The sequence below is a fragment of the Aeromonas sp. 604176 genome (assembly GCF_049170755.1).
GTDB lineage: Bacteria > Pseudomonadota > Gammaproteobacteria > Enterobacterales > Aeromonadaceae > Aeromonas > Aeromonas veronii_A.
Genome location: NZ_JAAKNE010000111.1, coordinates 1 through 14,561, shown reverse-complemented (window position 1 = coordinate 14,561; position 14,561 = coordinate 1). Strand labels below are relative to the sequence as shown.

The 14,561-nt window shown below is 59.2% G+C and carries 11 protein-coding genes and 1 pseudogene; 4 read left to right on the top strand and 8 right to left on the bottom strand.

The features are described from left to right. From lon to tig, 4 genes are all read right to left on the bottom strand, one after another. Nucleotides 1–1,433, bottom strand: a 1,433-nt coding sequence (gene lon / locus G5358_RS16955; protein ID WP_421324552.1) for an endopeptidase La, incomplete at its 3' end; no start/stop codon positions are given. 141 nt (nt 1,434–1,574) lie between these two features. Continuing rightward, nucleotides 1,575–2,849, bottom strand: coding sequence for an ATP-dependent protease ATP-binding subunit ClpX (gene clpX, locus G5358_RS16950; protein ID WP_005336977.1), 1,275 nt, complete (start codon nt 2,847–2,849; stop codon nt 1,575–1,577). Between the two features lie 70 nt (nt 2,850–2,919). After that, the gene (gene clpP, locus G5358_RS16945; protein WP_005336979.1) at nt 2,920–3,543 is read right to left on the bottom strand and encodes an ATP-dependent Clp endopeptidase proteolytic subunit ClpP; all 624 of its coding nucleotides are present in this window, start codon (nt 3,541–3,543) and stop codon (nt 2,920–2,922) included. Between the two features lie 86 nt (nt 3,544–3,629). Beyond that, nucleotides 3,630–4,940 (bottom strand): trigger factor, encoded by a 1,311-nt coding sequence (gene tig / locus G5358_RS16940; protein ID WP_421324550.1) that lies wholly within the window; start codon nt 4,938–4,940, stop codon nt 3,630–3,632. 441 nt (nt 4,941–5,381) lie between these two features. Here tig and G5358_RS16935 point away from each other — a divergent pair, with 441 nt between their 5' ends. Then, nucleotides 5,382–5,816, top strand: a complete 435-nt coding sequence (locus G5358_RS16935; protein ID WP_216953783.1) for a YccF domain-containing protein — start codon at nt 5,382–5,384, stop codon at nt 5,814–5,816. 92 nt (nt 5,817–5,908) lie between these two features. Beyond that, nucleotides 5,909–6,499 carry a 5'-deoxynucleotidase gene (gene yfbR / locus G5358_RS16930; RefSeq protein ID WP_042052862.1) on the top strand — a complete coding sequence of 197 codons (591 nt, stop codon included), beginning with the start codon at nt 5,909–5,911 and terminating at the stop codon, nt 6,497–6,499. Nucleotides 6,500–6,586: 87 nt separating this feature from the next. On the opposite strand, the gene lolE is transcribed toward yfbR, so the two are convergent. The 3 genes from lolE to G5358_RS16915 form a co-directional block, all read right to left on the bottom strand. Continuing rightward, a complete protein-coding gene (gene lolE, locus G5358_RS16925) occupies nt 6,587–7,828 on the bottom strand; it encodes a lipoprotein-releasing ABC transporter permease subunit LolE (protein ID WP_216953785.1) in 1,242 nt (413 codons plus the stop codon). Beyond that, nucleotides 7,828–8,526: a lipoprotein-releasing ABC transporter ATP-binding protein LolD gene (gene lolD / locus G5358_RS16920; protein WP_005336988.1), complete on the bottom strand. Its 699-nt coding sequence runs from the start codon at nt 8,524–8,526 to the stop codon at nt 7,828–7,830. Before lolD ends, lolE begins: the two co-directional genes overlap by 1 nt. Nucleotides 8,527–8,614: 88 nt before the next feature. Next, nucleotides 8,615–9,850, bottom strand: coding sequence for a lipoprotein-releasing ABC transporter permease subunit (locus G5358_RS16915; RefSeq protein ID WP_216953788.1), 1,236 nt, complete (start codon nt 9,848–9,850; stop codon nt 8,615–8,617). Between the two features lie 76 nt (nt 9,851–9,926). Between G5358_RS16915 and G5358_RS16910 the strand changes: the two genes are divergently transcribed. Together G5358_RS16910 and mfd are read left to right on the top strand one after the other, a co-directional pair. Further along, entirely contained in the window at nt 9,927–10,502 is a 576-nt protein-coding gene (locus G5358_RS16910) for a hypothetical protein (protein ID WP_064336238.1), read from the top strand. Between the two features lie 56 nt (nt 10,503–10,558). Next, a complete protein-coding gene (gene mfd / locus G5358_RS16905) occupies nt 10,559–14,026 on the top strand; it encodes a transcription-repair coupling factor (RefSeq protein ID WP_421324554.1) in 3,468 nt (1,155 codons plus the stop codon). 100 nt (nt 14,027–14,126) lie between these two features. Here mfd and G5358_RS16900 read toward each other — a convergent pair. Then, a pseudogene (locus G5358_RS16900) lies at nt 14,127–14,561 on the bottom strand (fructose-bisphosphatase class I); the annotation flags it as partial.

Below are 14,561 nucleotides of genomic sequence, written 5' to 3'. Positions count from 1 at the left end.
GGGATGTTCATGGAGTTGGAGGTGGCCACGAACATCACGTCCGACAGGTCATAATCCACTTCCAGATAGTGATCGTTAAAGCTGTTATTCTGCTCCGGATCCAGCACTTCCAGCAAGGCGGATGCGGGATCGCCACGCATGTCCGAGCTCATCTTGTCGATCTCGTCGAGCAGGAACAGCGGGTTCTTCACGCCGACTTTCGCCATCTTCTGGATAAGCTTGCCGGGCATGGAACCAATATAGGTACGGCGGTGACCGCGGATCTCCGCTTCGTCACGCACCCCACCCAAGGCCATCCGCACATATTTGCGGCCGGTCGCCTTGGCGATGGATTGGCCCAGCGAGGTCTTGCCCACACCGGGAGGGCCAACCAGACAAAGGATGGGGCCCTTGAGCTTGTTCACCCGCGCCTGCACCGCCAGATATTCGAGGATGCGATCCTTGACCTTCTCGAGGCCATAGTGATCGGCATCCAGCACCTCTTGCGCCTTGCCCAGGTCTTTCTTGACCTTGGAGCGCGCCTTCCACGGCACCTGCACCATCCAGTCCACATAGCTGCGAACCACGGTAGCCTCGGCGGACATGGGAGACATCATCTTCAGCTTGGCAAGCTCGGCCTGGGCCTTTTCACGGGCATCTTCCGGCATGCCAGCCTCTTCAATCTTGCGATTGAGAGCTTCAAACTCATCCGGGCTATCTTCCAGCTCACCCAGCTCTTTCTGGATGGCCTTCATCTGCTCGTTGAGGTAATACTCGCGCTGGCTCTTTTCCATCTGCTTCTTGACGCGAGTACGGATGCGCTTCTCGACCTGCAGCAGGTCAATTTCCGACTCCATCATAGCCATCAGGAATTCGATGCGCTCGGAGACTGAGACGATCTCCAGCACCTTCTGCTTGTCTTCCAGCTTGAGCGGCATGTGGGCCGCCATGGTGTCAGCCAGACGCGCAGCATCGTCGATCGCCGAGATCGAGGTCAGTACCTCGGGCGGGATCTTCTTGTTGAGCTTGATATAGCCTTCAAACTGGCCGATGGCGGAGCGAACCAGCACTTCCTGATCCTTCTCCTCAATGGCTTGGGAGGGGATGTACTGGGCCTCGCAGACAAAGAAATCCTTGTCGTCGATCATCCGCTCCAGGCGGGCACGCTGTCCCCCCTCTACCAGCACCTTGACGGTGCCGTCCGGCAGCTTGAGCATCTGCAGAATATTGGCCACTGTCCCGACGGTGAAGATCTCCTCCACAGTCGGCTCATCGGTTGACGCATCCTTCTGGGCCACCAGCAGAACTTTCTTGTCCTGCTCCATGGCCGCTTCCAGACAGCGAATGGATTTTTCCCGCCCCACAAAGAGTGGAATGACCATGTGGGGATAAACCACCACGTCACGAAGAGGCAGGACGGGAATCTCGATGCGTTCTGAACGCTCTAGGTTCATATATGTCCTCTCGGCTTGTTATACCGTTGGCAAAGCGCTTGGCTGAGTATATGGGGGCGCTGAGATGAGATTCAATCGCCGAAACCGTAAAAAGCATGAAAGGGGCAAAAAGCCCCTTCCATTTGATTAAAAATCAGACATTTACTCTGATGCAGCAGCCTGGGTTTCGGGATTTTCGTAAATCATCAAGGGCGCGGAGTCCCCTTTGATCACGGTCTCGTCGATCACCACCTTGCTGACCCCTTCCAGAGAAGGCAGGTCATACATGGTATCCAGCAGCACGGCTTCCACGATGGAACGCAGACCACGAGCACCGGTTTTACGCTCCATCGCCTTGCGGGCAATGGCGTTGAGCGCATCGTCACGGAACTCCAGCTCAACCCCTTCCAGATCGAACAACGCCGCGTACTGTTTGGTCAGCGCGTTTTTCGGCTCTTTCAGGATCTGGATAAGCGCGGATTCGTCCAGCTCGGTCAGGGTCGCGACCACCGGCAGACGGCCGATGAACTCGGGGATGAGACCATACTTGATCAGATCTTCCGGCTCTACCTTGGCGAAGGTCTCGCTCAGGGTGGCCTTGGCATCCTTGGATTTCACCTCGGCGCCAAAACCGATACCGGTTCCCTTCACGGAACGCTGCTCGATCACCTTGTCCAGACCGGCAAAGGCACCGCCACAGATGAAGAGGATCTTGGAGGTATCAACCTGCAAGAACTCCTGCTGCGGATGCTTGCGACCACCTTGCGGCGGCACGGAAGCGATGGTCCCTTCGATCAGCTTGAGCAGTGCCTGCTGTACCCCTTCCCCGGAGACATCGCGGGTGATGGAGGGGTTGTCCGACTTGCGGGAGATCTTGTCGATCTCGTCGATATAGACGATGCCACGCTGGGCCTTCTCTACGTCGTAGTCGCACTTTTGCAGCAGCTTCTGGATGATGTTCTCCACGTCCTCGCCCACATAACCGGCTTCGGTCAGGGTGGTGGCGTCGGCCATGGTGAACGGCACATCCAGCAGACGAGCCAGAGTCTCGGCCAGCAGGGTCTTGCCGCTACCGGTCGGGCCAATCAGCAGAATGTTGGATTTGCCGAGCTCCACACCACTGTTTTCGCCGCTGTTGCGCAGACGCTTGTAGTGGTTGTAGACGGCAACGGCCAACACCTTCTTGGCATACTCCTGCCCGATCACATAGTCATCGAGATGAGCGCGGATCTGATGAGGGGTCGGCAGCTCGTTACCATCGCGCTTGGGAGAGATCTCGCGGATCTCTTCGCGGATGATGTCGTTGCACAGCTCGACGCACTCATCACATATGTAGACGGAAGGGCCAGCGATCAGCTTACGCACTTCATGCTGGCTTTTGCCGCAAAAAGAGCAGTAGAGCAGCTTATCACCCTCACCCTTGCGTTTCTCTGTCATTCAGCAACCTCGTTTTATCAATAGAGGATGGATCGGCCTGTTGAGTTTACAACAGACCGGGACACCCTGCTCAGCTACGCTGGCTCAGGACACCGTCAACCAGGCCATAGGCCACGGCCTGCTCGGCGGACATGAAGTTGTCACGATCGGTGTCACGCTCGATGGTAGCCATGTCCTGACCGGTGTGGAACGCCAGGCGCTCGTTCAGGGTATTTTTAATCTTCAGGATCTCCTGGGCGTGGATCTGGATATCAGATGCCTGACCCTGGAAGCCACCCAGCGGCTGGTGGATCATCACGCGGGCGTTAGGCAGGCAGAAACGCTTGCCCTTGGCACCGCCAGCCAGCAGGAAGGCACCCATGGAGCAGGCCTGCCCCATGCAGACGGTGCTGACATCCGGCTTGATGAACTGCATGGTGTCATAGATGGACATGCCTGCAGTCACCGAACCACCCGGCGAGTTGATGTAGATATAGATGTCCTTGTCCGGATTCTCGGACTCGAGGAACAGCAACTGGGCAACCACCAGATTGGCCATGTGATCTTCAACCTGACCAGTCAGGAAGATCACCCGCTCTTTCAGCAGACGGGAGTAAATATCGTAGGAACGTTCACCCTTGGCAGTCTGTTCGACCACGATGGGGACCAGCGCATTGCTGGGAGAATCGGTCATATCGTTATAGTTCTTGTACATAAGGCATTGTCCCTAAAATAAAATGGCCCGAGTGGAGATCACACGAGCCATTATACTTAACAGTCTTGACCTTAAGTCAAATGTTCTTAGGCAGCGGCGCCAGACTTGTTGATCACTTCGTCAAAGGCAACCTCTTTTTCGGTCACTTGCGCTTTGGACAGGATCAGGTCGATGGCTTGATCTTCTACTGCCAGGTTACGAACGCCGTTCAGCATCTGTTCGTTCTTCTGGTAGTACTCGATCACTTCTTTCGGATCTTCGTAGGCAGTCGCCATGGACTCGATGATGCTGTTTACACGGGCATCGTCAGCCTTGATCTCGTTGGTGCGGATCACGTCACCCAGCAGCAGGCCTACGCGTACACGACGCTCGGCTTGAGCCTGGAACAGTTCAGCCGGCAGCTCGGGAGCGTTGCCGCCCTGGAAGCCACCGAAGCGCTGCAGAGCCTGCTGACGCAGTGCGTCGATCTCTTGAGCAACAGCTGCTTTCGGCAGGTCGATTTGGTTGGCTTCAACCAGACCGTTCAGAACCTGCTCTTTCACGCTGTTTTTCAGGGCTTGAGCCAGTTCGCGCTCCATGTTCTTGCGCACTTCGGCTTTCAGCTCTTCAACAGAACCGCTTTCGATACCGAAACGCTTCACGAACTCTTCGGTCAGCTCAGGCAGGATCTGCTCTTCAACCTTGATCAGCTTGGAAGCGAACTTGGCTTCTTTGCCTTTCAGGTTTTCAGCGTGGTAGTCAGCCGGGAAGGTCACTTCGATGGTGAACTCATCGCCCGCTTTCTTGCCCAGGATGGCGTCTTCGAAGCCCGGGATCATACGGCCAGCGCCCAGCACCAGGTTGAAGCCTTCAGCTTTGCCGCCGTCGAACTCTTCACCGTCGATGGAACCGACGAAGTCCATGGTCACACGCATGCCATTGGCAGCGGCAACATCGGCATCAGCCCAGGTAGCGTGCTGCTTGCGCAGGGTGTCGATCATGTTGGCCAGATCTTCATCCTTCACGGTCGCAACCGGCTTCTCGACCTTGATGGTCTCGAGACCTGCAACTTCGAACTCCGGATACACTTCGAAAGTGGCGGTGAATTCGAAATCCTGACCTTCTTTGATCTCTTTCGAATCCATGGTCGGGGCACCGGCCGGGCTCAGTTTGTTTTCGATGATGGCTTTGATGAAGTTGCTCTGCATCATTTCATCAGCAACGCGGGCGTGAGCCATGGCGCCGAACATCTTCTTGATGATGGCAACCGGAGCCTTGCCAGGACGGAAACCGTCGATGCGACGAGTTTTGGCCAGGCCATTCAATTCTTTACGCACAGCGGCGTCTACGGTAGCGGCCGGTACAGTGATGGTAAGACGGCGTTCCAGACCCTGGGTTGTCTCTACAGAAACTTGCATTCTTCTACCTCGTTCAACTCAGCACTGTGTGCTGACCCTTTATTGCCCCTGGGCAAAGCCCGGAGTCTTCCTGTTTATAAAGACAACGATATGTCTTTGTGATGAGAAAATATGACGCGGCATTATAGCGGCGCACTTTGGTCGAGTCGAGCCACACATCCCCCACATTGAGCGGCGTGCAAGCACAATTCGTGCAAAACTGCCCTTTATATGGGGAGAGAGGTGCCTGACTTCAACTATCCGATGGCAATAATTTTGCGTTTGCTCACCTTTTTTCATCCGAACGCCGCTTTATTGCCCATCTTTCGCCGAAAAACAGCCCACCGTTGCGGGCGGCGACTCAATTTGACCAGCCAAATGGCGATTGGACCAATCAACCATTGCGTCCCTACCCCTCCCTCGTTATGGTGGCAACCAAATTGATGATCTGGAGTCACTCACATGGCCTTTTTCCGCTTCTTGTTCAATCTGCTCTGGTTTGTACTGGGAGGTGTCTTTATGGGCCTGGCCTGGTGGCTGGCCGGTCTTGTCTGCTTTATCTCGCTGATCGGCATTCCCTGGGGACGAGCCTGCTTCGTGATCGGCACCTTTACCTTCTTCCCGTTTGGCAAGCAGGCTGTCAACCGCAAAACCATGACCGGCCAGAGCGATATCGGCACCGGCACTCTGGGGCTGATTGGCAACATCCTCTGGTTCGTGCTGATCGGTGTCTGGCTGGCCATAGGCCACATCGCTTCCGCACTGGCCTGCTTCGTGACCATTATCGGTATTCCGTTCGGTATCCAGCACCTCAAGCTGGCGCTGATCAGCCTGGCGCCCATTGGCCAGATGATTGTGACCAATCAGGAGGCTGAATCGGGCCGCTATATCCGCTAACTGCGGGAAATGCGCGGGCAGACGCTGCCCAGCAACGAAAAAAAGGGCAGACTAGGGTCTGCCCTTTTCTATTCTCTTTTGTTGAGGCCATCATGTTACCCAGTCACTTTTTCGCCAATCTCGCCCGCATGAAACTCATCTATCGCTGGCCCCTGATGCGCAACATCCAGCCGGAAAACATTGCCGAGCACAGCCTGCAGGTGGCCATGGTGGCCCATGCCCTCGGCATCATCAAAAACCGGCTGTTTGGCGGCAGCGTGAATGCCGACCGCGCCGCCGTGATGGCCCTCTATCACGACAGCAGTGAGGTGCTGACCGGCGATCTGCCCACCCCGGTCAAATACTTCAATCCCGAGATCGCCCGCGAGTACAAGAAGATAGAACTGGCCGCCGAACAGCGGCTGCTTGGCATGCTGCCGCCGGAACTGGTAGAGGATTTTCGCCCGCTGCTCGATTCGGCAGCCCAAGATGGCGAGCTGGCCAGGCTGGTCAAGGATGCCGATACCCTCTGCGCCTATACCAAGTGTCTGGAGGAGATCAACGCCGGCAATCGGGAGTTTGAACCAGCTCGCAAACGCCTCGAAGCCATGCTGGAAGCGCGGATGAGCGATGAGATGCGCTACTTTATCGACACCTTCGTAGCCAGCTTCTCCCTGCCACTCGATGAGCTTAACGCTCACTAAGCCAGTCTACATGACCTGAAAACAGAAGGGCCCGCCGGTTTGCACCGGCGGGCCCTTCGTTATTTATGGCGCATTAGATGCGGCGCATCAGTGACCCAGCTCGCGGGAAGGTACCAGACCGCTCGCCCGCCAGGCGGGATAGAGGGTCGCCACCAGACTCATCAGGATGGCGGCGCCCGTCACGATAAGCAGATCCTGCATATGCAACTCGGTCGGCAAGAAGTCGATAAAGTAGATATCCGGATTGAGGAAGCGGTGGCCGATGAGCTTTTCGACAACGCTCAAGATCTGGGTCAGCTTGCTCGAAAGCAGCCCGCCCAGCAGGGCACCGAGCAGGGCACCGGCCACGCCGTTGACCATCCCCTGAATAACGAAGGTAAGCCGGATCTGACCGGGGCTCGCCCCCATGGTCTTCAGGATGGCGATCTCGCTGCGCTTCTCGTTCACCGCCATCACCAAGGTGGAGACGATGTTGAAGCAGGCGACGGCCACCACCATCAGCATCACCACATACATGACGGTACGCACCATCTGGATGTCCTGATAGAGATAACCCTGGCTGTTCATCCAGCTGCGGATATAGACGTGATGGGGGAACTGCTGCGCGGCGGCGATCGTAATATTTTGTGCATTAAGCACATCGTTCACCCGCAGGCTGAAGCCCTCTACATCGCTGCCCATGCCGGTGATCGCTTGCGCATCGGCCAGATGCATAAAGCCGAGTAGGCCGTCGAGCTGACCGCCGATCTCCAGCAGCCCCACCACGGTCAGGGCTTCGCGCCGAGGATTCTTGATCCCCGCCTGATCGCCCCCTTGCGGCAGCAGCAGGGCGACCGAGTCCCCCACCTTGACCCCCAGCTTGTCGGCAATAGTCTTGCCCAAGATCACCCCACGTTCACCCGGTTGCAGCTCACGCAGACCACGGCCCGTCATGTATTTGCCTGCATCCGACAGATTGGCTTCCAGATCGGGTAACACAGCGCGCAGTTGTACCCCCTTGAGGGCAGAGCCATGCTCCAGCAGGCCATTGAGGCGAATGACCGGGGCAGCCGCCTCAACGCCCGGCTGGGCCAGCAGGTAGTCACGCAGACGCGGCCAATCCGGCAACGGCCGCTCGACGGCGTCCAGCTCACCTTGCGGCACCACGGAGAGCACCCTGTCTTTGAGCTCCCGCTCGAAACCGTTCATGGCGGAGAGGCCCAGGATCAACGCCATCACCCCGAGGGCGATACCGATCAGGGAAGAGGCAGAGATAAAGGCGATAAACCCGTTGCGACGGCGGGAGCGGCTATAACGCAGGCCCAGAAAGAGGGGCAGCGGTTTGAACATCAGGCAACCTCCGCCATCACGCCGCTCACCAGGGTCACCCGGCGATGGAGCTTGGCCGCGAGGCTCAAGTCGTGAGTCACCACCACAAACGCAGTGCCCAGTTCACGATTCAGTTCACACAGCAGTTCGTACACCGCGGTGGCACTGGCGTGATCCAGATTGCCGGTAGGCTCATCCGCCAGCACCAAGCTCGGTTCGTTGACCAGCGCCCGGGCGATCGCCACCCGCTGACGTTCGCCACCAGAAAGCTCGGAGGGACGGTGGTTCAAGCGATGGGAGAGCCCTACCCTACCCAACATTTTGGTCGCCTTTTCGGTGGCAACCGCCACCGACTCACCGGCGATCAGCAGCGGCATGGCCGCATTTTCCAGCGCACTGAACTCGGAGAGCAGGTGATGGAACTGGTAGACAAAGCCCAGCTCGCGGTTGCGAAAACGGGCTTGGGTACGGCTGTCCCAATGGTGGATATCCTCCCCTTTGAACAGCACGGCGCCGCTGGAGGGGTTGTCCAGCGCCCCCATCAGATGCAGCAGAGTGGTCTTGCCGGAGCCCGAGCTCCCCACTACCGCCAGCATTTCACCGGGCGCAACGCAGAGATCGATCCCCTTGAGCACCTGAGTCTCCAGCTCCCCCTCTTTATAGACATGATTGAGCGCCTGGCAGCGCAGCAGAGGTTCACGGGATACGGCTTCATTCATAACAGGGGCTCCACTTGCCTCGGTAACAACGCTGGCACCCGCAACTACGGGGGCACCAGTCACAACAGAAGATGCATTATTCACGGCATTACTCATAACGCAGCGCCTCGGCCGGTTTCACCCGTGCGGCGCGTGCCGCCGGGTAAAGGGTGGCACTGAAGCTCAGCAGCACGGCGCCCAGCAAGATGGTGATGACCTGAGCCGGCTCGACAATCACCGGCAAGCCACTGCCGCCCGCCGCCATATAGAGGTTGAGCCCCACCGCATTGAGCAGGGGGTTGAGACCCAAGGAGAGCGCCAGGCCCGCCAGTCCGCCAAACAGGGCGCCAATCACCCCGCTGGAGGCGCCGAGCACCATGAAGATTTTGACGATCCCCGATTCACTCATGCCCATGGTGCGCAGGATGGCCACTTCGCCCTCCTTGTCCGTCACCACCATCACCAGCGCGGAGAGGATGTTGAAAGTAGCGACGGCGATGATCAGCACCAGCATCAGCCCCATCATCCGTTTTTCCATGGCGACCGCCTGGAACAGCTCGCCCCGCTCGCGGCGCCAATCCTGCCATAGCAAGCCATCCGGCAGCGGCGTCTTGATCACTTCGTCAGCCGCAAAGGGATCATCGAGCCAGAGGCGAATGCCACCTACGGTTTCTGTCGGCAGACGCAGCAGCCGCTGGGCATCCCCCAGCGCGATCAGCGCAATCTGGTTATCCACATCGGCACCGACCCCGAAGATGCCGGAGACAGTAAAGAGGCGCTGGGCCGGTACCCGGCCAAACGGAGTGAAGCGGGTCCCCTCGGTCAGGATCAGGCGAACCTGATCGCCGATGGAGACATTGAGACGGCGTGCCACCCCCTGCCCCAGCACGATGCGGTAGTGGCCGGGCTGCAGGGTATCGAGGCGCCCCCCCAGCATCTGGCTATGGAGGATGTCATCCTTGGGCCACTTAGCAGGGTCGATCCCCTGCACGCTCACCCCGGTCAGTTGGCCAGGGCTTTGCAGCATCCCTTCGCTGTCGAGCATGGGGGCCGAGGCGACCACATGGGGTAATTTGGCCAGATCCGGCAAGCCTTGCGGGTCGGCATCAATGCGGCCAGCCTGATTGGTCACCACCACATGGGGGATCACCCCGAGGATGCGCCCTTTGAGCTGCCCTTCGAAACCGTTCATCACCGAAATGACCACCATCAGGGCGGCGACCCCGATGGCGATGCCAAAGGTAGAGAACAGGGAGATAAATGAGACGAAGCGATTGCTGCGCTTCGAGCCTGCATAACGCAGGCCGATGGCCAGCGAAAGGGGCTGAAAAAGTCCGGTCTTCAAGGATATGTACGTTGCCAACAAAATAAGATACCGGATAATAAAGGGAAACCGTCCATGACAACAAGGGATAGCCTCCATGCAGGAACAGTTCTTCAGCGTCACTCATGCCACGCCGGTCAATGTGATCCCCATGCCGGCCGACTTCCATCTCCCCTCGCTGGAGGAGCTGGACGCTGAGCTGCCGGAGCCCTTTCGGATCTCTTCGGCCATTACCTCCATCGATCTGGTGACCACTCGCCTGCTGCGCAACCAGAACGAGTCGATGCACGATCTGATCGAGATCGTCAATCAGCAGTCCCGCAAGATCGACATGATCATGGGCTATGTGCTCTCTCTGCAGGACCATCCGGAGCAGCGCTTTCACACCCTGCGCTTCGGGGCTGGCCAGCTCACCTACCTGCACCCCTATCATGGTCACGGGGATGCGCCGCACCTGCACCAGATCGTCCGCCTCAAGATCTTCCTGCGGGAAGAGGCGGCCGCCATCTACTGCTATGGCCAGGTCAAACAGCTTGACGGCGGTGAACATGGCACCCATGTGCAGCTCGACTATGTGCGGATCCGCGAAGATGACCGTGAACTGCTGGTTCGTGCCAGCCTCCACGTGCAATCGAAGCAGCTCAAGCTGCGCGCCCAAGAGCGTCAGCGCTAACCAGAGCGAACGTCAGCGATAGATAACGTCAACGTTAAAAGAATCGAACCATGCCAATGACACTCCCCGCCTTGCCCGCCAAAGCGGGCCAAAAGATCACGCTCGGCCAACTGGTCGGCAGCAGCCTCTCGCTAATTGCAGCCCGTCTCACCAATGAAGCCAAGGGGCCGGTACTGCTTATCACCGCCGATACCCCGAGCGCCCTGCGCCTGGAGCAGGAGCTGCAGTATTTGCTGACAGACAAGCAGCTAGCCGATCAGTCCGTGCCGGTATTGCTGTTCCCCGATTGGGAGACCCTGCCCTACGACACCTTCTCCCCCCATCAGGACATCATCTCCCAGCGGCTCGAGACTCTCTACAAGCTGCCGCAGATGAGCAAGGGGGTGTTGATTGTCCCCATCTCCACCCTGATGTTGCGCTGCGCCCCCCGGGTCTATCTCGACAAATACAGCCTGATGGTGAAGGCCGGCCAGCGCCTCAATCTGCAACAGCTGCGCGGACGCCTGGCCGAGGCGGGTTACGTGGCGGTGGATCAGGTGCTGGAACATGGCGAATTTGCCGCCCGCGGCTCCCTGCTCGATCTCTTCCCCATGGGCAGTAGCAGCCCCTATCGCATCGACTTCTTCGACGATGAAGTGGACTCCATCCGCCCATTCGATCCCGAAACCCAGCGCTCCAGCGAACCGGTCAAGACGGTCAGCCTGCTGCCCGCCCGGGAATACCCCACCGACGAGGCGGCCATCGAGCTGTTTCGTGGCCAGTTCCGCGAGCAGTTCGAGCTGTCGCGGGCAGAGGGCTCCGTCTATCAGGAGGTGAGCAAGGGGCGCTGGCCCGCCGGCATCGAATACTATCTGCCTCTCTTCTTCAACCAGACCGCCAGCCTGTTTGACTACCTGCCGGAAGAGACCCTGCTGCTCACCGTGGGGGATATCTACCCCGCCGCCCAGCGCTTCTGGAACGATATCGGCCAGCGCTATGAAGACAGACGCTGGGACAACACTCGCCCCCTGCTACCCCCGGCCCAGCTCTATCTGCCGGTGGAGCAGCTCTTTGCCGCCCTCGGCCAATATGGCGCGGTGCGGCTGCAAGAGGGCGCCACCGCGGGCGATGCCGGTCAGCACGATCTGCCCATCGAGGCGCTGCCGGATCTGCAACTCGATCACAGCAAGGAGCAACCCCTGCTGGCGCTCAACCAGTTCCTGCAAGGTTTTGCCGGGCGCACCCTGTTTGCGGTGGAATCCGAAGGACGGCGGGAGGTGCTCGGCGATCTGCTGGCGCGTATCTCCCTGCAACCCAAGGAGTTCCCCTCCCTCGACGCCTTTATGGCGAGCCCGGATCGCCACGGCCTGCTGGTGGCACCGCTTGAGCGTGGCTTCCTGTGGCAGGAGGTCGGTCAGGATCCACTGGCCCTGATCACCGAAACCGAGCTGCTGGGCGGCAAGGTGCGCAGCAAGCGGGCGCGGGAGAAGAGCAAAAACTTAAGCTCCGATGCGGTGATCAGAAACCTGGGCGAGCTGACCCAGGGTCAGCCGGTGGTCCATCTGGATCACGGGGTCGGCCGCTATCTGGGGCTCGAAACCATCGACGCAGGTGGTCTGCCCACCGAGTTTTTGACCCTTGAATATGCCGGCGGCGACAAGCTGTTCGTGCCGGTCACCAGTTTGCACCTTATCAGCCGCTACACCGGCTCTGATAACCCGCCCAGCCACAAGCTCGGCGGCGAAGCCTGGAGCAAGGCGCGGCGCAAGGCGGCGGAGAAGGTGCGCGACGTGGCAGCCGAGTTGCTGGATGTCTACGCTCATCGCGCCGCTCGCGCCGGGTTTGCCTTCAAGCACGACAAAGAGGCCTATCGCCAATTTGCCGCCAGCTTCCCGTTCGAGGAGACCGACGATCAGCTCAACGCCATCAATGCGGTGCTGGGGGACATGTGTCAAGCCAAGAGCATGGACCGACTGGTGTGCGGCGACGTGGGTTTCGGCAAGACCGAAGTGGCGATGCGGGCGGCGTTTGTGGCCGTCCATGGCGGCAAGCAGGTTGCCGTGCTGGTGCCTACCACCCTACTGGCGCAACAGCACTACGACAACTTCCGCGACCGCTTCGCCAACTGGCCGGTGCGGGTCGAGGTGCTGAGCCGCTTCCGCTCCGCCAAAGAGCAGAGCGCTGTGATGAAGGAATTGGCCGAAGGCAAGGTGGATATCATCATCGGCACCCACAAGCTGCTCGGCTCCGAGCTCACTTTCAAGGATCTGGGACTGCTCATCGTCGATGAGGAGCACAGATTCGGGGTGCGCCAGAAGGAGAAGATCAAGGCGCTGCGGGCCGATGTGGATATCCTCACCCTCACCGCCACCCCTATTCCGCGCACCCTCAATATGGCGATGTCCGGCATGCGGGATCTCTCCATCATCGCGACTCCACCCGCCAAGCGACTCGCCATAAAAACCTTCGTGCGCCAGCACGAACCGGCGGTGGTGCGCGAGGCGGTACTGCGGGAACTCAAGCGTGGCGGCCAGGTCTACTACCTGCACAACGACGTGGAGAGCATCGAGAAGTGCGCCGCCGACCTGACGGAGCTGGTACCCGAGGCCCGCATCGGCATCGCCCACGGCCAGATGCGCGAGCGCGACCTTGAGCGGATCATGTCCGACTTCTACCACCAGCGCTTCAACCTGCTGGTCTGCACCACCATTATCGAGACCGGTATCGACGTACCGAGCGCCAACACCATCATCATGGATCGGGCGGATCATCTCGGTCTGGCCCAGCTGCACCAGCTGCGTGGCCGGGTTGGCCGCTCTCATCATCAGGCCTATGCCTACCTGCTCACCCCCCATCCCAAGCTGATGACCAAGGATGCGGCCAAGCGGCTGGAGGCGATCGCCTCGCTTGAAGATCTCGGCGCCGGTTTTGCGCTGGCGACCCACGATCTGGAGATCCGTGGCGCGGGCGAACTGCTCGGCGACGATCAGAGCGGCCAGATTGAATCGGTCGGCTTCACCCTCTATATGGAGATGCTGGAGCAGGCGGTCGAGGCGCTGAAAAATGGCAAGGAGCCGCCGCTCGAGCAGCTGATGAGCCAGCACACCGAGGTAGAGCTGCGCCTGCCTGCGCTGCTGCCGGATGACTACATCCCGGACGTCAATATGCGCCTCTCCATGTACAAGCGGATCGCCAGTGCGGCGGATGAGCAGGAGCTGCGCGAGCTGAAAGTGGAGCTGATCGACCGCTTCGGCCTCTTGCCGGAGGCAACCAAAACCCTGCTGGAGCTGGCTGCCTTCCGTCAGCGTGCCACCGCCCTTGGCATTCGCCGGGTGGAGATGAGCGAGCGCGGCGGCTATCTCGACTTCACCCAGGAGACCAAGGTCAATCCGGCCTATCTGGTCAAGCTGCTCTCCAGCCAGCCACGAGTCTACAAGATGGACGGGCCGACCCGGCTGCGTTTCCAGATGCCAACCCAGGAGCGCGCCATGCGCCTGAAACTGGTGGATGGCTTGCTGGCTGATCTGGCCAACAACAGCCTGTAAGCATTTGCAGTGCTGGCGGCGAGCCAGAGAGATAACGCCAACTAAAACGGGAGCCATATCGGCTCCCGTTTTTTATTTGCTATCTGACTACTGCGTACTATCAGCCCTGGTTGGCAGGATCCTCATGGGCGGAGAACTCGCGCATAAAGGCCTCGGCGCGCTCCACCATCTTGGTCGAGCCAACAAAGTAAGGGGTACGCTGGTGCAGCGCGGTGGGCTGGATATCCATGATGCGGCCAAAGCCGTCGGAGGCCTTGCCACCAGCCTGCTCCACCAGAAACGCCATCGGGTTGCACTCATAGAGCAGGCGCAGCTTGCCGTTCGGGGAATTAGTGCCGGACGGATAGATGTAGATACCGCCCTTGAGCAGGTTGCGATGGAAATCAGAGACCAGGGAGCCGATATAGCGGGAGGTGTAGGGTCTGTGGGTCGCTTCGTCGCGCTCCTGGCAATATTTGAGGTACTTCTTCACCCCGTCCGGGAACTTGATGTAGTTGCCCTCGTTGATGGAGTAGATCTTGCCCTCTTCCGGAAT